The sequence below is a fragment of the Mitsuaria sp. MSU3D genome (genome assembly GCF_056867975.1).
This window is the reverse complement of record NZ_CP200314.1, coordinates 591,415-611,411: the sequence shown is the minus strand read 5'-3', so window position 1 is coordinate 611,411 and position 19,997 is coordinate 591,415. Positions and strand designations below refer to the sequence as shown.

Annotated in this window: 15 protein-coding genes; 8 read left to right on the top strand and 7 right to left on the bottom strand. The window is 70.0% G+C overall.

Going from position 1 to position 19,997, the window contains the following annotated elements; all coding sequences use genetic code 11:
• Positions 1–22: 22 nt before the first annotated feature.
• From AC1VNM_RS02805 to AC1VNM_RS02790, 4 genes are all read left to right on the top strand, one after another.
• Entirely contained in the window at positions 23–1,201 is a 1,179-nt protein-coding gene (locus AC1VNM_RS02805) for an acyl-CoA dehydrogenase family protein (protein WP_483105786.1), read from the top strand.
• 15 nt (positions 1,202–1,216) lie between these two features.
• Positions 1,217–2,338, top strand: coding sequence for an acyl-CoA dehydrogenase family protein (locus AC1VNM_RS02800; protein ID WP_483105785.1), 1,122 nt, complete (start codon positions 1,217–1,219; stop codon positions 2,336–2,338).
• A 144-nt stretch (positions 2,339–2,482) separates the two neighbouring features.
• Complete coding sequence (locus tag AC1VNM_RS02795) at positions 2,483–3,031, top strand: DUF3617 domain-containing protein (protein ID WP_483105784.1); 549 nt, start codon at positions 2,483–2,485, stop codon at positions 3,029–3,031.
• Positions 3,032–3,099: 68 nt separating this feature from the next.
• Entirely contained in the window at positions 3,100–4,095 is a 996-nt protein-coding gene (locus AC1VNM_RS02790; protein WP_483105783.1) for a P1 family peptidase, read from the top strand.
• 76 nt (positions 4,096–4,171) lie between these two features.
• Here the strand turns inward: AC1VNM_RS02790 and AC1VNM_RS02785 are convergent, their stop codons facing one another.
• Positions 4,172–5,074, bottom strand: coding sequence for a hypothetical protein (locus AC1VNM_RS02785; protein WP_483105782.1), 903 nt, complete (start codon positions 5,072–5,074; stop codon positions 4,172–4,174).
• A gap of 131 nt (positions 5,075–5,205) precedes the next feature.
• Here AC1VNM_RS02785 and AC1VNM_RS02780 point away from each other — a divergent pair, with 131 nt between their 5' ends.
• The 4 genes from AC1VNM_RS02780 to ileS all read left to right on the top strand — a co-directional run bounded on the left by AC1VNM_RS02780 (position 5,206) and on the right by ileS (position 12,217).
• On the top strand, positions 5,206–6,009 hold the full coding sequence (locus AC1VNM_RS02780) for a pseudouridine synthase (protein WP_483105781.1): 804 nt from the start codon (positions 5,206–5,208) through the stop codon (positions 6,007–6,009).
• Positions 6,010–6,172: 163 nt separating this feature from the next.
• A complete protein-coding gene (locus AC1VNM_RS02775; RefSeq protein ID WP_377155994.1) occupies positions 6,173–8,011 on the top strand; it encodes an ATP-binding protein in 1,839 nt (612 codons plus the stop codon).
• Positions 8,012–8,100: 89 nt separating this feature from the next.
• Positions 8,101–9,189 carry a bifunctional riboflavin kinase/FAD synthetase gene (locus AC1VNM_RS02770; protein WP_483105780.1) on the top strand — a complete coding sequence of 363 codons (1,089 nt, stop codon included), beginning with the start codon at positions 8,101–8,103 and terminating at the stop codon, positions 9,187–9,189.
• Between the two features lie 148 nt (positions 9,190–9,337).
• Positions 9,338–12,217 carry an isoleucine--tRNA ligase gene (gene ileS / locus AC1VNM_RS02765; protein ID WP_483105779.1) on the top strand — a complete coding sequence of 960 codons (2,880 nt, stop codon included), beginning with the start codon at positions 9,338–9,340 and terminating at the stop codon, positions 12,215–12,217.
• Between the two features lie 115 nt (positions 12,218–12,332).
• On the opposite strand, the gene AC1VNM_RS02760 is transcribed toward ileS, so the two are convergent.
• The 6 genes from AC1VNM_RS02760 to AC1VNM_RS02735 form a co-directional block, all read right to left on the bottom strand.
• On the bottom strand, positions 12,333–14,087 hold the full coding sequence (locus tag AC1VNM_RS02760) for a trypsin-like peptidase domain-containing protein (protein ID WP_483105778.1): 1,755 nt from the start codon (positions 14,085–14,087) through the stop codon (positions 12,333–12,335).
• A 55-nt stretch (positions 14,088–14,142) separates the two neighbouring features.
• A complete protein-coding gene (locus tag AC1VNM_RS02755; RefSeq protein WP_483105777.1) occupies positions 14,143–14,964 on the bottom strand; it encodes a hydroxypyruvate isomerase family protein in 822 nt (273 codons plus the stop codon).
• Between the two features lie 222 nt (positions 14,965–15,186).
• Complete coding sequence (locus AC1VNM_RS02750; protein WP_297523945.1) at positions 15,187–15,423, bottom strand: YbdD/YjiX family protein; 237 nt, start codon at positions 15,421–15,423, stop codon at positions 15,187–15,189.
• Positions 15,416–17,494: a carbon starvation CstA family protein gene (locus AC1VNM_RS02745; RefSeq protein ID WP_377156003.1), complete on the bottom strand. Its 2,079-nt coding sequence runs from the start codon at positions 17,492–17,494 to the stop codon at positions 15,416–15,418. The genes AC1VNM_RS02750 and AC1VNM_RS02745 overlap by 8 nt, the downstream gene beginning before the upstream one ends.
• Positions 17,495–17,744: 250 nt before the next feature.
• Positions 17,745–18,446: a response regulator transcription factor gene (locus AC1VNM_RS02740; RefSeq protein ID WP_483105776.1), complete on the bottom strand. Its 702-nt coding sequence runs from the start codon at positions 18,444–18,446 to the stop codon at positions 17,745–17,747.
• Entirely contained in the window at positions 18,443–19,861 is a 1,419-nt protein-coding gene (locus AC1VNM_RS02735) for a cache domain-containing protein (RefSeq protein WP_483105775.1), read from the bottom strand. The genes AC1VNM_RS02740 and AC1VNM_RS02735 overlap by 4 nt, the downstream gene beginning before the upstream one ends.
• Positions 19,862–19,997: the final 136 nt, after the last annotated feature.

Here is a 19,997-nt window from a genome sequence, read left to right as displayed (position 1 = left end):
GGACCGCAGGAGACACACCAGCATGGACCTCAACTTCACTCCCGAAGAACAGGCCTTCCGGGCCGACATCCGCCAGTGGGTGGCCGAGCATCTTCCGAAGGACATCAGCCACAAGGTGCACAACGCGCTGCGGCTGAACAAGGACGATCTGCAGCGCTGGGCGCGCATCCTGGGCAAGCAGGGCTGGCACGGCTGGGCCTGGCCGAAGCAGTTCGGCGGCCCGGGCTGGAACGCCGTGCAGCGCCACCTGTTCGAAGAGGAATGCGCGCTGGCCGGCGCGCCGCGCGTCGTGCCCTTCGGGCCGGTGATGGTGGCGCCGGTGATCATGGCCTTCGGCTCGCGCGAGCAGCAGGAGCGCCACCTCCCCGGCATCATGAGCGGCGACGTCTGGTGGAGCCAGGGCTACAGCGAGCCGGGCTCCGGGTCGGACCTCGCCTCGGTGAAGACGCGCGCCGAACGCCGCGGCGACACCTACGTCGTCAACGGCCAGAAGACCTGGACCACGCTGGGCCAGTACGGCGACTGGATCTTCTGCCTCGTGCGGACCGACGCCAGCGTCAAGCCGCAGGCCGGCATCTCCTTCCTGCTGATCGACATGAAGTCGCCGGGCGTGACCGTGCGCCCGATCACCATGCTCGACGGCGAGCACGAGGTGAACGAGGTCTTCTTCGACGACGTGGTGGTCCCCGCGGAGAACCTGGTCGGCGAGGAGAACAAGGGCTGGACCTACGCCAAGTACCTGCTCGCGCACGAGCGCACCAACATCGCCGACGTCAACCGCGGCAAGCGCGAGCTCGAACGCCTCAAGCGCATCGCCAAGGCCGAGGGCGTCTACGACGACCCGCGCTTCCGCGACCAGATCGCGTTGCTGGAGGTGGACATCGTCGCGCTCGAGATGATGGTGCTGCGCGTGCTGTCGGCGGAGTCCAGCGGCAAGCAGTCGCTGGACGTCGCCGGCCTGTTGAAGATCCGCGGCAGCGAGATCCAGCAGCGCTACACCGAGCTGATGATGCTGGCCGCCGGGCCGTATTCGACGCCCTTCATCCAGGAAGCGATGGAGGCCGGCTGGCAGGGCGACCAGGTCGGCGCGACCCACTGCGCGCCGCTGGCGAGCCACTACTTCAACTATCGCAAGACGACGATCTACGGCGGCTCGAACGAGGTTCAACGCAACATCGTCGCGCAGACGGTTCTGGGCTGAGGCAGGAGACACGACATGGATTTCGATTTCACCGAAGACCAGAACTCGCTGCGCGACGCGGTGCGGCGCTATGTGGACAAGGACTACGGCTTCGAGCAGCGCCGCGCGATCGTGAAGGCGGGCGGCTTCTCGCGCGACGCGTGGAACGCGCTGGCGGGACTGGGCCTGACCGCGCTCGCGGTGCCCGAGGCCCACGGCGGGCTGGGCTTCGGCCCGGCGGAGGCGATGGTCGTGATGGAAGAGCTGGGCCGCGGCCTGGTGATGGAGCCGTATGCGCAGGGCGGGCTGGTCGCGCCGGCCGTGCTCGCGCACGCCGGCGATGACGTTCAAGGCGAGTGGCTGCCGCGCATCGCGGGCGGTGAGGCGCTGGTCGTTCTCGCCCATCAGGAACGCCGAGCGCGTTACCGACTTCATATCTGCGACACGATGGTCAGTTCCGATCAGCGGCTGAGCGGCACGAAGAGCCTCGTGCCGGCCGGCGATGCGGCGGATGCCTTCATCGTGCCGGCGCGCATGGATGGCGCGGGCCAGAGCATCGCGCTGTACCTCGTCAGGAAAGACGCGCCTGGCGTCACGCTGCGAGGCTACGCGCTGCACGACGGTTCGCGTGCCGCAGAACTGACGCTCGATCGCGCGCCAGCCACGCTGCTGGTCGGCAAGGGTCGCGGTCTGGACGTCCTGGAGCACGCCGTCGACATCGCCATCGCCGCGCAGGCGGCCGAGGCCGTCGGCGCGATGGACCGCTTCGTCGCGTTGACGGCGGAATACCTGAACACGCGCAAGCAGTTCGGCGTCGCGATCGCGAGCTTCCAGGCGCTGCGCCACCGCATGGCCGACGTCAAGATGCAGCTGGAGCTGGCGCGCTCGATGAGCTACTTCGCCACGCTCAAGCTGAACGAGCCGGCGGACGCGCGCCGCCGCGCGATCTCGCAGGCCAAGGTGCAGCTGGGTCAGTCGATGCGCTTCGTCGGCCAGCAGTGCACGCAGCTGCACGGCGGCATCGGCGTGACCGACGAGTACATCGGCAGCCACTACTTCAAGCGCCTGGCCGTCATGGAGATGCAGTACGGCGACTCGCTGCACCACCTCGGCGAGGTGAGTGCGCGTATGCAGGACACGGCCGGCGTCTTCGCCTGACGCAGCGGCGATTCGGGCGCACCGCGTCGTTGGAAATCCTCGCCATAGCGCTGCTATGGCTCCGGTTTCCGCCTAGCGGTGCATCCCGACTCGCCGCTGCGTACACTGGCGTGGCTCGCCCCTGCTGCGGCGAGGGAGCCTGTCATGCCTTTTGCCCCCTCCTCCCTGGTCGTCGGCCTGCTGCTCGCGGCCGGCGTCGTGTCCGCTTCCGCCCAGGACTTCAAGCCCGGGTTGTGGGAGATCAAGCAGAAGCCCCAGCTCGATCCGCAGCGTCAGGCGCAGATGGAGCAGATGCAGAAGCAGATGGCGGCGCTGCCGCCCGAGCAGCGCAAGCAGATGGAATCGATGATGTCGCAGCACGGCGTCAGCATGAACTTCCAGGGCGGCGAGCTGACGCTCAAATCCTGCGTCACGAAGGAACAGGCCGACCGCGCCGCGATGCCGCGCACCGACGGCAAGTGCGAACACGACAGCAAGCGCACCGGCGACACGATGCTGGTGAACTTCCGCTGCACCAATCCGGCCTCGGAAGGGACCAACGAGATCACCTTCCTCGGCCCGGACCATTACAAGACCAAGAGCGAGATCCGCGCACAGCGCGACGGCAAGACCGAGGTCCTGCGCTCCACCGGCGAGGCCCGCTACCTGGGCAGCGACTGCGGCTCGCTGAAGCCGCAGGGTGGCAAGCCTTGAGCGGATCCCCGACCGGCGCCTTGACCGGCGCTTTGACCGACCCTTTGACCGGCCCTTTGACCGATGCCTTGCCTGACGCGTTGACCGGCTCGTTGTCCGACGCGTTGCACGACCCGTTGCCCGAAGCATCGCCCGACGCAGGCGCCCTGTGCGACGTCGCCGGCCTGAAGGTCGGCCACTTCACGCATCCGTCGGTGCCCACCGGCTGCAGCGTCGTGCTGTGCGAGGCCGGCGCGACCGCCGGCGTCGATGTGCGCGGCGCCGCGCCGGGCACGCGCGACCTCGAACTGCTCCGTCCCGAGAACACCGTGCAGCAGGTCCACGCGATCCTGCTGACCGGCGGCAGCGCGTTCGGCCTCGCCGCCGCGGACGGCGTGATGCGCTGGCTGGCGGAGCGGGGGCACGGCTTCCGTGTCGGCCAGGTGCGGGTGCCCATCGTGCCGGCCGCGGTGCTTTTCGATCTCTGGCTGCACGGGGCGCAGACCGCGCCCGATGCGGAGGCCGGCCGCGCGGCCTGCGACGCGGCGTCGGCCGATGAGCGCTCGCGCGGACGCATCGGCGCCGGCACGGGCGCGACGGTGGGCAAGCTGCTGGGCGTCGAGCGCTCGATGCCGGGCGGACTGGGCATGGCGTCCGTGCGCATCGGCGGCGTGACGCTGTCGGCGATGGTGGCGGTGAACGCGGTGGGCGACGTCGTCGATCCGCGCGGCGGCGAGGTGATCGCGGGCTCGCGCGGCGCGGACGGCCGGCCGCGATCGACGGTCCAGGCGCTGCTTGACGGCGAACGCCCCGGCGGTGCGCTGCAGGGCAGCGCCACGACGATCGGCGTCATCGCGACCGACGCGCGCCTGACGAAGGCGCAAGCCACCAAGCTGGCCCAGATCGCGCATGACGGCCTGGCACGCGCCATCCACCCGGTTCACACGGTGATGGACGGGGACGTGATGTTCGCGCTCGCCACCGGCGCCGCGGAGGTCGACGGCGACATGACGCTGCTCGGTGGGGTCGCCGCGGAAGTGGTGGCGCGGGCGATCGTGGACGCGGTCCGGGTTCAGTCGCGCTGAGGGTCCGCTCTGGTTTGACCACCCCGGCCGGCTGTCAGCCTCCCATCCCCGCCACCCGCGCCGGACGGGCCATCTGTCAAGGCAGATCCCGCGCTGCCAGCATCAGGCGGCCGAAGGCCATCAGTGACGCGAGGTCCTCGGCGCGGAACAGCTCCGGGCCGCGATCGCGGCGGATGGTCAGGCATTCGTCCAGCACGACATCCTGCAGTTCGTCCGCGAAGATCGGGAAGCGGCGATGCACCTCGAGCAATGCGTGGGCGGCCGCGAACGTGGCGCCGGTGTGCTGCCCCTGCGCGCACTGGAACGCCACGTGCGCCGTGGACGCCGCGCGGGCCAGATGCACGCTGGTGTCGAGCAATCGCTGGGGCGAAATGGGCTTGTCGTCGTCCACAGGCACCCGGATCCAGTCCAGCGACTGCGACAGGTCGCGCGGCGCATCGCCCTCCGCGGCCGGCGTCTGCCGACCGGGCTGGAGGCTGAGCTCGATCTTGCGGACGTGGTCTTCGGCCGCTCCCGGCCCCACGCCGCGCAACGGGGCCTCGCGCCCCTTCCGTGCAAAGCGGGCGACCCCGTCCTCATTGACGAAGGCCGGCTTTCCGCCGTCCAGGGGACTCGCGTGTGCAGGCTGTCCGTCATTCGACGAGCGAAGGTCCACGACCCAGCCGATCTGGTGCTTCACGCAGGCACGGGCAAAACACAGCGCCTCCTGGACCGTCGGCGACGCCATCAGCACCGGACCGTCGCGCAGGCGGCTGGCGTGCGGCAGCCCGTCGCCCAGCAGCGTCTCCTCGTTGAGATGGGCCGGCGTGCGCGAGCCCGCCGGCGCGGGGGGACAGCGCGGCAGCGTCGCTGTCTCGGCTCCCAATTGGTCGTGGAGGCGCCGGCCCTCGACCTGGTTGCGGGCCTGAGCGTCGGCCTGAGCGTGGGATTCGACCTGCCCGTTCAAGGAGATGGAAGTGCGTTGGACGATGGATGGCATGGCGGCGAGGACCGGTTCGGAGGTGCCGTGTAGGTGCCCCGCACGCCCCCACCCATCCCACTGACGAACGTCCAACATTGACATCGCTCAATTCCTGAACACATTCGCCCGCGAAGCGACAATTCCTCCCCATGACCTCGAGTTCCGCAATTTCCAACAAGTCCGCCAAGCCGGTGGCCCTCGCCCAGATCCTCTTCAGCCAGGGCTTCGGCACCCGCCGGCACTGCGCCGCGCTGGTCCACCACGGGCTGGTCTCGATCGGCGGCACGGTCGTCGACGATCCGCACCAGGCCTTCGACACCGCGGGCCTCGTCTTCGAGGTGGAAGGCCAGACCTGGCCCTACCACGAGAAGGCGCTGATCCTCCTGTACAAGCCGGCCGGCTACGAGTGCTCGCGCAAGCCCAGCCATCACCCGAGCGTGTTCTCGCTGCTGCCCGAACCGGTGCGCAACCGCGACATCCAGCCCGTGGGTCGCCTCGACGAGGACACCACCGGCCTGCTGCTGCTGACCGACGACGGTCCGCTCCAGCACAAGCTGACCAGCCCGAAGTACCACGTGCCCAAGCTCTACCAGGCGGTCTGCAAGGCCGATGTGGACGAGGAACAGCTGCGCCGGCTCGTCGCCGGCGTGCTGCTGGAGGAACGCAACCCCAAGCTCGCCGAGGAACCGGTGCGGGCCGTTTCCGCCGAGCGTCTGCCCGACGGGCGCCTGCAGATGGCGCTCACCGAGGGTCGCTATCACCAGGCCAAGCGGATGGTGGCCGCGGTCGGCAACCGGGTGCTGAGCCTGCACCGGCAGCGCATCGGCGCGCTGGAACTGCCGGCCGACCTGAAGGAAGGCGGCTGGATGTGGCTCGACGAGCGCCAGCGCGAGCTCGCCATGTCCGAACCGCCTTCCGGCCCCGGCTCTTCGGCGCCCGACTCGGCCGGCTGACCCGGGTCCGCGCCCGGGGCGTCGCCGGACAGCGCCCACTCGCGGGAAGTCCCCGAGTCCACGGATCACCATCCTTGGGTAGAAACGCGCCACCGAAGCGCCGCCCTGGAGCGGCGCCAGCAGCAGGAGCCGCATCGGTCGGACACCTCGCCGGCCGGGTCGTATGGGAATTTCAGACATCGCACATCACGAGGACAGCGCCGCCAGCGTGGCGATCCAGGTCCGGGCCGAGCGCCTGAGCAGCCTGCAGGCCCGCGTGGCCATGCCCGCGGGCGTGGGCGCGCTGTTCGGCCTGCTGCCGGTCGTGCTGCTGTGGCCGCACCTGCCCGTCGTGGACCTGCTCGGCTGGCTGGGGGCGCGCTGGATCATCTCGCTGTGGCGCACGGTCCAGGCCCGACGCTTCCTCGCCCTGCCGCTGCAGGAGCGCGCCTCGCCGCGCGAGGAACGGCGCTACCTGGCCGGACTGGGACTCGACGGCCTGGCCTGGGGCGTGATCGGTGCCCTCTTCGCCACCCCCAACCTGCCGGAGATCGACGGCGCGGTCATGACGACGCTGGTCGGCCTGGTCGCCTTCACGATGGTGTCGCTGGGCCACTGGGCGCGCGGGCAGGCGCTGTTCGCCTCGCTGGTGATCGCGCCGCTGGCGATCCGGCTCGCGCTGCAGGGCGGCGTGACCGGCTGGCTCAGCGTCGGCGGACTGGCGATGTTCTGGCTGCTGACGGTCCTGGAATCCCGCCGCATCGAGGCCGGCACGCTGGAACTGCTGCGCCTGCGCTTCGAGCAGGCCCGCCTGGCCGAGCAGCGCCGCCTGGCGCTCAACGCCGCCGAGGAGACCAGCAGCAGCAAGAGCCGCTTCGTCGCGGTGATGAGCCACGAGATCCGCACGCCGCTCAACGGCATCATCGGCATGACCCAGCTGCTGGAACGCGGCGACCTCAGCGCGCAGCAGCGCGAGCAGGTCGAGATCGTGCGCCGCTCCGGCCGGCATCTGCTGACGCTGGTCAACGACATCCTGGACCTGGCGCGCATCGAATCCGGCAAGCTGGTCGTCGAGGCGCGGCCCTTCGACATCCGCGAGGTCGCCGGCGACGTCGCCCGGCTGCTGGGCGAGTCCGCGCGGGCCAAGGGACTGGACTTCACGCTGAGCGTCGCGCCGCAGCTCCCCGCCCGGGCGATGGGCGACGCCTCGCGCATCCAGCAGGTGCTGCACAACCTGGTGGGCAACGCCATCAAGTTCACCGACCACGGCCGTGTCGGGCTGGAGGTCTCGTCGGTGCTGGACATGCGCGCCGGCACCCTGCTCCACTTCGCGGTCCGGGACACCGGCGACGGCATCCCGGCGGACCAGCTCGAACGCATCTTCGCGCCCTTCGAGCAGGCGGGCGGCCCCGGCACGGACCGCGCCCGCCGTGACGGCGCCGGGCTCGGGCTGACGATCTCCCGCGAGATCGCCCGGGCCATGGGCGGCGACCTGCGCTGCGCGTCGGCGCCGGGCCAGGGCTCGGTGTTCGAGTTCACGCTGCCGCTGCAGGCCTGCGCCGCCGAGGCCGCCGCCCCGATGCGCGCGCCGTCCGCCGGCACGCCGCCGCACCCGCCGCCTCAGCTGGAAGGCCGCGTGCTGCTGGTCGACGACAGTCCGGTCAACCTGCTGGTCGCCACGACGATGCTGGAGCGCTGCGGCTTGAGCGTCGTGCCGGCCGAACACGGGCGCGAGGCCCTCGAGTTGTTGAGCGCCCAGCGCTTCGACCTCGTGCTGATGGACTGCCACATGCCTGAGCTGGACGGTTATGCGACCACGACCGCGTGGCGGCAGGAAGAGGCGCGCCGCCTGCTGCCGCGCACGCCGGTGGTCGCGCTGACCGCCAGCACCGTCGACGAGGACCGCGCCCGCTGCCTGGCCAGCGGCATGGACGGTCATCTGGTCAAGCCGTTCGAGATGGACGAGCTGCTGGCCGTCGTCGCGCGGCATCTGCCGGCCTCGCCGGCCGCCGCGGCCGCCTGATCCGTCAGATCCGCGCCCGATCCATCGGATCCCGCCCGAATCCATGCATCGGCGGCGGCGCCTCGCGCGGCGGCTGATAATCCCCGCCCATGCAGGTTTTCCGCGGCTTCCACCATCCCGGCATCGCGGCGCAGTGCGCGCTGACGATCGGCAACTTCGACGGCGTCCATCGCGGCCATCAGGCCATGCTGGCGCTGCTGCTGTCGGAGGCCCGCCACCGCGGCCTGCCGACCTGCGTGCTCAGCTTCGAGCCGCACCCGCGCGACTTCTTCGCCAGGAAGCTCGGCAAGCCCGAACTGGCGCCGGCGCGCATCGCCACGTTGCGCGACAAGCTCCAGGAGCTGGAGCGCTGCGGCATCGACCAGGTCGTGGTGCTGCGCTTCGACGAGGCGCTGGCCTCGCTGCCGGCGCAGGACTTCATCCAGCAGGTGCTGGTCGACGGACTGGGGACGAAGTACGTGCTCGTCGGCGACGACTTCCGCTTCGGCGCCAAGCGCCAGGGTGACTACGCGACGCTGGACGCCGCGGGGCAGCGCCTGGGCTTCGACGTCGCGCGGATGATGAGCTACGAGGTGCACGGCCTGCGGGTGTCCAGCTCCGCCGTGCGCGAGGCGCTGGCCGCCGGCGACATGGACGGCGCCGCGCGCCTGATGGGCCGGCCGTACGCGATCTCCGGCCACGTGATCCACGGCCAGAAACTGGGGCGCCAGCTGGCGGAGACCGCGCCCGGCCGGGGCGACGGCTTCCGCACGCTGAACCTGAGGTTCGACCACGACAAGCCGGCGGCGCACGGGATCTTCGCGGTGCGCGTGCACGGGCTCGACGGCCAGGACCCCCATGATGGCAATGCGGGCGGCCAGGGTGGCGGCATCGTGCTGGACGGCGTCGCCTCGCTGGGCGTGCGACCGACGGTCGAGGACGCCGGCCGCGTGCTGCTGGAGGTCCATGCGCTGGACTGGCCGGCGGCGCTGGCCGACCGCCTGGGCCCGGGCGAGGCCTACGGTAAACTCGTGCGCGTGGAACTCCTGCACAAACTGCGTGACGAAGCCCGTTTCGACGGTCTGGACGCCCTGACCGCCGCGATCCGCGAGGACGTCCGCCAGGCACGCGCGTACTTCGCCGAACCGGCGACGACCCACGCCGCCGTCCGCCGCCAGACCACCCGCGACCGAATTTGAAGGGCTGAGCACCCGATCGCTCATCTCGACCGCTCATCTCGACCGCTCAGCCGGCGCGCGGGCCCGCCTCTTGTGCCTCCTGCCCAGCGCGCCACCCCTCTTCTCTCGCGGCCCCGTCCACCGGCCGCCTCCTTCGATTGCCGCCGCCATGACCGACGCTTCCAAGTCCAACACCTTGTCCGCCGACAAGTCGGGTGCCAAACCTGACTACCGCTCGACGCTGAACCTGCCCGACACCCCATTCCCGATGCGCGGCGACCTGCCCAAGCGCGAGCCGGGCTGGGTCCAGGAATGGGAAGACCAGGGCGTCTACCAGCGCCTGCGCGTCGCGCGCCAAGGCAAGCCGAAGTTCGTGCTGCACGACGGCCCGCCCTACGCCAACGGCCAGATCCACATGGGTCACGCCGTCAACAAGATCCTGAAGGACATGATCGTCAAGGCGCGCCAGCTCGAGGGCTTCGACGCCGCCTACATCCCCGGCTGGGACTGCCACGGTCTGCCGATCGAGAACCAGATCGAGAAGACCTTCGGCCGCGGCCTGCCGCGCGACGAGGTGCAGGCGAAGAGCCGCGCCTACGCCACCGAGCAGATCGACCAGCAGCGCCTGGACTTCAAGCGCCTGGGCGTGCTCGGCGACTGGGACCATCCGTACCGGACGATGGACTTCAAGAACGAGGCCGGCGAGCTGCGCGTGCTCAAGCGCCTGTTCGAGCGCGGCTTCGTCTACCGCGGCCTGAAGCCGGTGTACTGGTGCTTCGACTGCGGCTCCTCGCTGGCCGAGTTCGAGATCGAGTACGCCGACAAGGACTCCCCGGCCGTCGACGTGGCCTTCCTGAGCGCGGAACCGGAGAAGCTCGCCGCGGCCTTCGGCGTGCCGACGCTGGACAAGGAAGCGTTCACCGTCATCTGGACGACGACGCCCTGGACCATCCCCGCCAACCAGGCGCTGAACCTGAACCCGGAGCTGCCGTACGCGCTGGTCGACACGGCGCGCGGCTACTTCGTCGTGGCTGAGGCGCTGGTCGAGAAGTGCCTGGCCCGCTGGGGCATCGAGGGCAAGACCGTCGCGGTCACGCCGGGCAAATCGCTGGAGCTGCTGAAGTTCAAGCACCCGCTCGCGCACGTGCATCCGGGCTTCGACCGCGAGAGCCCCGTCTACCTGGCCGACTACGCCACCGCCGACGACGGCACCGGCGTGGTCCACTCGGCGCCGGCCTACGGCGTGGACGACTTCAACTCGTGCATCGCGCACGGCCTGGCGTTCAAGGACATCCTGAACCCGGTGCAGGGCAACGGCGTCTATGAGGCCGAGCTGCCGCTGTTCGGCGGCCAGCACATCTGGAAGGCCAACCCGGTGATCGCCGCGGCGCTGCAGGACGCCGGCCGCCTGATGGCGCACAGCAAGATCCGCCACAGCTACCCGCACTGCTGGCGTCACAAGTCGCCGGTGATCTACCGCGCGGCGGCGCAGTGGTTCGTCCGCATGGACGAGGGCGACGGCGTGTTCACCGTCGACAAGGCCGACAAGACCCTGCGCCAGCTGGCGCTGGACGCGATCGAGCAGACCAGCTTCTATCCCGAGAACGGCAAGACGCGCCTGCACGACATGATCGCCGGCCGGCCCGACTGGTGCATCTCGCGCCAGCGCAGCTGGGGCGTGCCGCTGCCGATCTTCCTGCACAAGGACAGCGGCCAGCCGCATCCGAAGACGCTGGAGTTCATCGAGCGCGCCGCGCAGCTGGTCGAGGCCGGCGGCATCGAGGCCTGGTCCAAGCTGGACCCGGCCGAGTGGCTGGGCGACGAAGCCGCGCAGTACTCGAAGGGCCAGGACATCCTGGACGTGTGGTTCGACTCGGGCTCCACCTTCCAGCACGTGCTCAAGGGCTCGCACGCCGGCGCGGCGCACGAGACCGGCCCGGAGGCCGACCTCTACCTCGAGGGCCATGACCAGCATCGCGGCTGGTTCCACTCGTCGCTGCTGATCTCCTGCGCGATCAACGGCCGCGCGCCCTACCGCGGCCTGCTGACCCACGGCTTCACCGTGGACAGCAAGGGCCGCAAGATGAGCAAGTCGCTGGGCAACGGCGTCGACCCTCAGGAGACCAGCAAGAAGCTGGGCGCCGAGATCATCCGGCTGTGGGTGGCGGCGTCCGACTACTCGGGCGACATCGCCGGCGACGAGAAGATCCTGGCGCGCGTCGTGGACGGTTATCGCCGCATCCGCAACACGCTGCGTTTCCTGCTGGCCAACACCTCGGACTTCGACGCGGCGACGGACGCCGTGCCGCTGGACCAGCTGCTGGAGGCGGACCGCTACGCGCTGGCCCGTGCCGCGCAGTTCCAGGAGGAGATCCTGGCGCACTACCAGCGCTATGAGTTCCACCCGGTCGTGGCCAAGCTGCAGGTGTACTGCTCGGAGGACCTGGGCGCGTTCTACCTGGACGTGCTGAAGGACCGGCTGTACACGAGCGCGCCGAAGTCGGCGGCCCGCCGCTCGGCGCAGACGGCGCTGTGGCACATCACGAACGCGATGCTGCGCTGGATGGCGCCGTTCCTGAGCTTCACCGCCGAAGAGGCGTGGAAGGTCTTCGCGGGCAAGCAGGCCGGCGACACGATCTTCACCGAGACCTACTGGTCCGTCGGCGTCGCGCACGACGACGGACTGATCGCGAAATGGAATCGCATCCACGAGATCCGTGACGCGGTGAACAAGGCGATCGAGGAAGTCCGCACGACCGGCGCGATCGGTTCGTCGCTGCAGGCCGAGGTCGCGCTGGGCGTGAACGCCGAGGACCTCGCCCTGCTGAACAGCCTGGGCGACGACCTGAAGTTCGTGCTGATCACGTCGGCGGCGAGCGTGGCGCTGGCCGGCGAGCTGAGCATCACGGTGACACCGTCGGCCCATCAGAAGTGCGAGCGCTGCTGGCACTACCGCGCGGACGTCGGCGCCAATCCGGCGCATCCGACGATCTGCGGACGGTGCGAGAGCAATCTCTACGGCGAAGGCGAAGCACGAACGATCGCGTGAACGTGGCCGTGATTGCGGACCTGCTGAGGCGCTGATGGGCTGATGCGTTGAAGCGCTGTCGAATCAAGCCGCCAGGCCATGCGCCTGGCGGCTTTTTTTCGCCCGAAGCGCGGGCTCAGAGCGTGTCCAGGTCGACGTCGAGCTCGATCAGTTGATCGAAGGCCGGATCCGTCCAGCCGCGCGCCTGAAGCGTCACACGCCCGCGGTGGAGACCAGCGGGTAGGTGAGGGTTGTCCTCCCGATGGAAGCGCACCATCACCCGCCCCGCCGACCGTCGCTGGCAGGTGGCGGCATCTTCCATGCGCGTCATCCGTCCGCCGCAAAGCGGATCGCGTTGCGCTCGCAGCACGACCTGCCGGTCCTGCTGGGTCACGGCGTCGCGCACCGTCACATCGATCCGGCTGGACAGCGGGCTGCCGTTCCACACGCCGGACACCGGTCCTTGCGCGCGCCCCTGCGGAGGGACCGTGTAATAGATCGTGCCGTGGGCCGCCCGCTCGGCCAGATTGGGCGAGACGTAAGCGGAGGTGGTCGAGACCTGGCCCCGCAGCAGATGCCGGACGTCGACATGGAGGCTCACCCGCTCCTGCCGCGAACGATCCAACCAGGACAGCACATCCACATGGAAGCGGCCGGTGTACGCGCCGGGTTTCAAGCCGGGGTTGTCGTCCGCGCGAAACGCCACCTTCAGCTGGTTGTTCTGCGAGCCGGGACACGGTGCCGCATCCTCGATCGGCGACCGCCGGCACCCTGCATCGCGGTGGGCACGGAGCCGGATCGTGGAGGTCGCACCGGTGCGGGACTCCTTCACCGCCACGGAGATCATGCTGTCGCCCTTGGTGCGCGACGATCGACCAACAGTCGGCCCGATGGCGCCCGCCTGGGGAGGAACGACGAAGAAGACGTTCATTCCAGACGGATCGAGCGCATGGTTCCGAGACACGAAGGGCGCGGACGCGGTCACCGACATGCGTTCCGACTGCATCACGGCGCCTGGAAACACGCCCTCGATCCACGCCGCATGTCGGGCCAGATGCGGACCCACGCCGTAGGAAGGACGCATGCCGGCGTTGACGCCGGCAGCCTGCCAGTAGCCCTGATGAAGACGCCATGCGGCTGAACCGCTGTCACCTGGCGAGGGGCGGGCCCACGACTGGCTGGCCTTCACCGACTCATATCGGCTGTAGAAACCGCGATCGCCGGAGAAGAAGCCTGCGACAGGGGCCTCGCCCCTCAACCGACCTTTCTCAGCCGCCGGCCGGTGGCTGTCGCTATAGGTTTGTCCGACGCCGACCAGGCCGTAGCCGACGTAGTGAAGGAGCTCCGATGTCTGCAGCGGTGTGTCGGCGATCGTCGGCGGCGCCAACCTTCTGCCAGAACCATCGACCGGGCTCGCCACGCGAGGCAGGCTCAGCACGGCGACGTCATCGGCAAAGCCGTCCCAGCTCGGCGTGGCCTGCCAGTTCGCCCACTTCGGCGGCCTGAGGGCCCAGCCCTCTCCTTGTGCAATGACCTGGCCGCGCCAGTCCTTGAATGTCCGGTGGGTACGAGTGACCTCGCCGTGCGTCGCGGACACGCAGTGCGCCGCAGTCAGAAGGTAGGTCCGACCGACCTCCTCGCCCAGCCAGGTCGCCGTGCATCCCTCGATCCAGCCCACGGGCATGAACTGCTCCGACAGACTCCACGAATGCAATCGCGCGGCGACCGCAGAGAATGTTGCCTTGACCGCGCCGAGGTCTCCGCCGAGCTCGACGAATTTCGCCTCGTTGACGATCAAGGCATGCGCCGTCCGGACGACGGCCAAGCCGCCGACCAGGGCGATCGCCAGCCCCGCCAGCGGGACGACGAGGCCCCTTCGAAAAAATCTCACCGCGACTCCTCGCTTGCAAATGGAGCCGCTCAGTAGATGGCGGGGGCAACCTGTGTCAGACGTTTTCCCGTCGAGTCGGGAACAACCAGCCGAGACCGGCGCTGGTACCGCCAGGGACTGCACCGCGCCGGGGTCGATATTCGCAACCGATCCAGCCGTCCCATCCGGTCGCCGCCGCGATCTCGTCGATCGCGGCAAGGGCGCTTCGCCAATCCAGCAATCCGTCATCCGGCTCGTGCCGGTCCGGGACGCCCGCGATCTGGAAGTGCCCCACACGCCCCGTCGGCAAGTAGCGGCGCACCTGCGCGACCACGTCGCCTTCGACGCGCGCGCAGTGGTACAGGTCCATCTGGACCTTCAGGTTCGAGGCACCGACACGTTCAACGACCGCGTGCGCCTCCTCCTGCCGCTGCAGCAGGTAGCCGGGGATGTCGTGCGGATTGATGGGCTCGATCGTCAGCCCGATACCGGCGCTCGCAGCCTGCGCCGCGGCCCAATGCAGCCGCTCCTCGTAGCGCGCAATCGCCGCATCGCGATCGCTCCCCTCAGGCAGCAGGCCGGCCAGCACATGCACGCGCGGCGCGACAACCACCGAGGCATAGGCGAGCGCGCGCTCGATCGACGCGCGGAACTCCCCTTCGCGGCCCTCGACCGACGCCAGGCCCCGATCCCCCGCCGCCCAGTCGCCCGGTGGCGCGTTGATCAGCACAATGTCCAATCCCTGGGCAGACGCGCGGGCGCGCAGCTCAGCCGCAGGGACGTGGTAGGGGAACAGACACTCCACGGCTTCGAACCCATCCCGCGCAGCAGCCGAGAAGCGATCGAGGAACGGCAGCTCCTGGTACAGGAAGCTCAAGTTGGCGGCGAAGCGGGGCATGCCCCGTAGTGTCACCGAGCCACGGCGCAAGGTCGCCCGGGGCCGGCGGAGTGGCCTCGCCGGGGCACCAACTCGCTCCGCTCACCTGCGGTTCGCTGTGCTCGAACAGACGGTGCCCCAAGTCAGCCCCAGGGCTCGGCCACTCCGCCGGCCCCGGGCGACCTTGCACCTACCGACGATCCAAGCGCACGCGGCCGTCCGGTGCCCGCCCGTTGTCGCTGCTCAGCAGCAGCGGCCGGTGCGGGAGCTGTAGCGAGCCTCCTGACGCTCGCGGAAGAAGGCTTCGTAGCTCAGCGGCGCCTGGTCGGGATGCGTGCGGGCCATGTGCGCCAGATAGGCGCCGTAGTCCGCGCCGATCAGTTGCTGGCGCACGCCTCGGGCCATGTAGCGGCCGGCCTGCAGCACGTCCGAGGCCGCCGACAACGCGGCCTGGGCCGCTTCCGCCGCCTGCTTAAGCATGACCGCCTGCCGTCGCGCCTTCGGGCATGCGCTCGAACGGCGTCTCTTGCACCGACGGCCTGCGCTCGGCACGCGCCTTCAGCACCGCCTTCACGCTGTACACGAGCACGCTCACGACCACGAACATGAACAGCGCGCACAGCGCCGCGTCGAGGCGGTCGTTGAAGATCACGCGCTCCATCGCCTCCAGGCTCTTGGCCGGCGCCAGCACCTTGCCCGCCGCCAGCGAGTCCGCGTACTTCGCGGCATGCGCCAGGAAGCCCACCTTCGGGTCGTCGCTGAAGATCTTCTGCCAGCCCGCCGTCATCGTGCAGATCAGCAGCCAGGCCGCCGGCAGGATCGTCGTCCAGGCGTAGCGGTCCTTCTTCATCTTGAACAGCACCACCGTGCCCAGCAGCAGCGCCACCGCGGCCAGCATCTGGTTGGCGATGCCGAACAGCGGCCACAGCGTGTTGATGCCGCCCAGCGGATCCACCACGCCCTGGTACAGGAAGTAGCCCCAGGCCGCCACGCACAGGCCGGTGGCGATCAGGTTGGCGGGCAGCGACTCGGTGCGCTTCAGGGCCGGCACGAAGGTGCCCAGCAGGTCCTGCAGCATGAAGCGCCCGGCGCGCGTGCCGGCGTCGACGGCGGTCAGGATGAACAGCGCCTCGAACAGGATCGCGAAGTGGTACCAGAAGGCCATCATCGCCTTGCCGCCGACCACCTGGTGCAGGATGTGGGCCATGCCCACCGCCAGCGTCGGCGCGCCGCCGGCGCGCGCGAGGATGGTGTTCTCGCCGACGTCCTTGGCCGTCTGCACCAGCATCTCCGGCGTGATCACGAAGCCCCAGGTGGACAGCGTCGCGGCCACCTGGTCCGGCGTCGAGCCCACCAGCGCGGCCGGGCTGTTCATCGCGAAGTAGACGCCCGGCTCGATGCACGAGGCCGCCACCAGCGCCATCACGGCGACGAAGGATTCCGCCAGCATGCCGCCGTAGCCGATGAAGCGCGCGTTGACCTCGTTGTCCAGCATCTTGGGCGTCGTGCCCGAGCTGATCAGCGCGTGGAAGCCCGACACCGCGCCGCAGGCGATGGTGATGAACAGGAACGGGAACAGGTTGCCCGACCACACCGGGCCGTTGCCGGCCGCGAACTGGGTGAACGACGGCATCTGCATCGGCGGCGCGACGATCACGATGCCGATGGCCAGCGCGATGATCGTGCCGATCTTCAGGAACGTGGACAGGTAGTCGCGCGGCGCCAGCAGCAGCCACACCGGGATGCTGGCGGCGACGAAGCCGTAGCCGATCAGCATCCACGTCAGCGCCTTGCCGTCGTAGGTGAACAGCGGCGCCCACGCGGGGCTCTCATGCACCCACTGGCCGCCGATGATGGCCAGCATCAGCAGCACGAAGCCGATGATGGAGACCTCGCCGATGCGGCCCGGACGGATGAATCTCAGGTACACGCCCATGAACAGCGCGACCGGGATGGTCGCCGCCACGGTGAAGGTGCCCCAGGGCGACCCCGCCAGCGCCTTCACGACGATCAGCGCGAGCACCGCCAGGATGATGATCATGATCATGAACGCGCCGAACAGCGCGATCACGCCGGGCACCGTGCCCATCTCCTGCTTGACCAGGTCGCCCAGCGAGCGGCCGTCGCGGCGCGTGGAGATGAACAGCACGATGAAGTCCTGCACCGCGCCGGCGAAGATCACGCCGGCCAGGATCCAGAGCAGCCCCGGCAGGTAGCCCATCTGCGCGGCCAGCACCGGACCGACCAGCGGGCCGGCGCCGGCGATCGCCGCGAAGTGGTGGCCGTACAGCACGTACTTGTGGGTCGGGACGAAGTCCAGGCCGTCGTTGTATTTCCAGGCGGGGGTCTTGCGGGTGGGGTCCAGTCCCAGGACCTTGGTGGCCAGGAACAGGCTGTAGTAGCGGTAGCCGATCAGGTACACGCAGATCGCCGCGACGACGACCCACAGCGCGCTCACCGCTTCGCCGTTGGCCAGCGCGACGGTGGCCAGGGCAAAGGCCCCGAGGATGGCCACGCCCGCCCAGGCGAGGTGGCGACTCATGTTTGACATCGATGTCTCCTTTTATCGTCGCGCGCCCGGTGCCCAAGAAGGACGACGACACGCGCGGGCTGTCTTGCGGCGGCAGTTTCCGTTCCTGTGCGGTTTCGCACATCCGTCGCGTGGACTAGCCGACCGGCGTAGGAGCGCTTAAGTGGAAACCCTCGGCGGCGTCGCATGACACCCATGGCGGGCGCCTTCGCAGGACACCCCGCGTCCGCGGATCGAAGCGATGGCGATGGCGATGGCGACGAGCCCGGCCTCAGGCGTCGTCGCGATGCAGCCCGCGCGCGTGCTCGACCGCGTAGCGGATCAGTTCGGCCTGGCCCTCCAGGTCGAGCTTGCGCTTGATGTTCTGGCGGTGGGTCTCGACGGTCCTCACGGACAGGTCGAGCGCCCGGGCGATCTGCTTGCTGGATTCGCCGCGGGCCAGCGCGGAGAGGATCTCGCTCTCGCGCGGCGAGAGGATGGGCCGCGGCTGCTGCGTGCGGAACATCCGCTTGGAGACGCCCGGGCTGAGGAAGGTGCCGCCGGCCGCGACCGCGTCGATCGCGGCCACGATCTCGCCCGCCGGCGCATCCTTGAGCACATACCCCCGCGCGCCGGCCTGCAGCGCGCGCTGCACGTACTCGGGGTTGTCGTACATGCTGTACATCAGGACGCGCAGGTCGGGCGCGCGCTCCAGCATGGTCTGCGCGAGCTGGATGCCGTTGTGGCCCTTCAGGCCCACGTCCAGCAGCACCACCTGCGGCTGTGTGGCGATCAGCATCATCATCGCCTCCTCCGCGGTGCCGGCCTCGCCGACGACGAGGTAGCGCGCCTCGCCCTGCAGCCGCGAGCGCACGCCCTCGCGCACCAGCGGGTGGTCGTCGACCAGCAGGATCCGGACGGGCGCGGCCGCGCCGGCCGATGCGGCCGCCGCGGCGGTTGTCGCGGTGGTGCTGGAGGAAGGATCGGCACTCATGGAGCGGGATTGTCGCGCGCCAGACGGCTGATCGCCGGCGCCGGCACGATGGCCTCCACCTGCGTGCCGTGACCCGGGCTGGACTGCAGGTCCAGCACCCCGCCGATCGAGGCCATCCGCTCGCGCATGTTGCGCAGGCCGATGCCCTGGCTGGGGTCGGCGCGCTCGGCGTCCGCGGGATCGAAGCCGGCACCGTCGTCGAGCACGCGCAGCAGCACCGCGCCCGTTTCGCCGCGCACCGCCTCCGGCGCGAACTCCAGCGTCATCTCCACGCGCGCGGCGCCGGCGTGCTTGGCGACATTCGTCAACGCCTCCTGCGCGACCCGGAACAGCACCGTGTTGAGCAGCTCCGGCAGCTCGCGCGGCGCGCCGGTGACGCGCAGGGCCACCGGCACCGCGCCCGCCTCGTCGAACTCGCGCGCGAGATGCTCCAGCGCCGCCGGCAGCCCCAGCGTGTCGAGCAGCGCCGGGCGCAGGCGGTGGGACAGGCCGCGCACCTCGCTCAGGCTGGCGTTGAGCCGCTCCAGCGCGCGCGGCAGCAGCGCGGTCGAGCCCGCCTGCTGCGCCGACTCGATCAGCAGCTTCGTCGAGACCAGCGTCTGGCTGACGCCGTCGTGCAGTTCCCGCGACAGGTGCGCGCGTTCGTCCTCCTGAGAACGCACCACCTCGTGCGCCAGCGCGCGCAGCCGCGCCTCGGACTGCCGGTGTTCGCTGAGGTTCAGCGCCAGCGCGCAGGCGCTGATCAACGCGACGCCGAACACCGCGATCGCGGCGATGCCCCACATCGTCCGCGCGATGTTGGCCTGCGCCTCGCGATCGAGCTGCTCCAGCGTCGCGCGGATGCCGTCGAGGTACAGGCCCGTGCCCAGCATCCAGTTCCAGCGCTCCATCGCGACGACGTAACCCAGCTTGGGCGCCATCTCGCCGCTGGACGGCTTGCGCCAGAGGTACTCGACATAGCCGCCGCCGGCCTTGGCCTGTCCGACCAGCTGCTGGATCGTCGGCCGGCCCAGGGGATCGCGCAGGCCCCACAGGTCGCGGCCGAGCAGCTCCGGCTGGCGCGAATGCATCAGCACCTTGCCCTGCAGGTCGTAGACGAAGAAGTAGCCGTCCTCGCCGTAGTCGAGCGAGGACAGCAGCCGCAGCGCCTCGCGCTTGTCGCGCTCGATATCGGCGTCGGTGGCGCGGGCGGCGAGCACGGGCGAGCGCTCGTACAGCGGTTGCAGCGTGCTGACGGCCAGCTCCACGTAATGGCGCAGCTCGTCGCGGCGCGCGTCCATGTAGGCGCGCTGCACGGCGGCGTGCTCGCGCTCGAGCAGCTCGCGCTCCTGCTGACGCACCGCCACCGCGATCAGCAGCAGCGAGGCGACCAGCGGCAGGAGCGCCAGCAGCAGGATCTTCAGGCGCAGTCTCATGGGGTCATCATCGGAACGTCATCGGAACGTCGTCGGATCGGCTTCGAGGGAAGCGCTCCGGTGCCGCACTCTAGCCGCACGGCGCGGCCTCGGCGGGGCGCTACAGTTGCGGGTTCCGTCCGACGTCCCCATCCCG

Coding starts and splice junctions, on each gene's coding strand:
- AC1VNM_RS02805 (WP_483105786.1), top strand. CDS start 23: ATGGACCTCAACTTCACTCCCGAAGAACAGGCCTTCCGGGCCGACATC.
- AC1VNM_RS02800 (WP_483105785.1), top strand. CDS start 1,217: ATGGATTTCGATTTCACCGAAGACCAGAACTCGCTGCGCGACGCGGTG.
- AC1VNM_RS02795 (WP_483105784.1), top strand. CDS start 2,483: ATGCCTTTTGCCCCCTCCTCCCTGGTCGTCGGCCTGCTGCTCGCGGCC.
- AC1VNM_RS02785 (WP_483105782.1), bottom strand. CDS start 5,074: ATGCCATCCATCGTCCAACGCACTTCCATCTCCTTGAACGGGCAGGTC.
- AC1VNM_RS02780 (WP_483105781.1), top strand. CDS start 5,206: ATGACCTCGAGTTCCGCAATTTCCAACAAGTCCGCCAAGCCGGTGGCC.
- AC1VNM_RS02775 (WP_377155994.1), top strand. CDS start 6,173: ATGGGAATTTCAGACATCGCACATCACGAGGACAGCGCCGCCAGCGTG.
- AC1VNM_RS02770 (WP_483105780.1), top strand. CDS start 8,101: ATGCAGGTTTTCCGCGGCTTCCACCATCCCGGCATCGCGGCGCAGTGC.
- ileS (WP_483105779.1), top strand. CDS start 9,338: ATGACCGACGCTTCCAAGTCCAACACCTTGTCCGCCGACAAGTCGGGT.
- AC1VNM_RS02755 (WP_483105777.1), bottom strand. CDS start 14,964: ATGCCCCGCTTCGCCGCCAACTTGAGCTTCCTGTACCAGGAGCTGCCG.
- AC1VNM_RS02750 (WP_297523945.1), bottom strand. CDS start 15,423: ATGCTTAAGCAGGCGGCGGAAGCGGCCCAGGCCGCGTTGTCGGCGGCC.
- AC1VNM_RS02745 (WP_377156003.1), bottom strand. CDS start 17,494: ATGTCAAACATGAGTCGCCACCTCGCCTGGGCGGGCGTGGCCATCCTC.
- AC1VNM_RS02740 (WP_483105776.1), bottom strand. CDS start 18,446: ATGAGTGCCGATCCTTCCTCCAGCACCACCGCGACAACCGCCGCGGCG.
- AC1VNM_RS02735 (WP_483105775.1), bottom strand. CDS start 19,861: ATGAGACTGCGCCTGAAGATCCTGCTGCTGGCGCTCCTGCCGCTGGTC.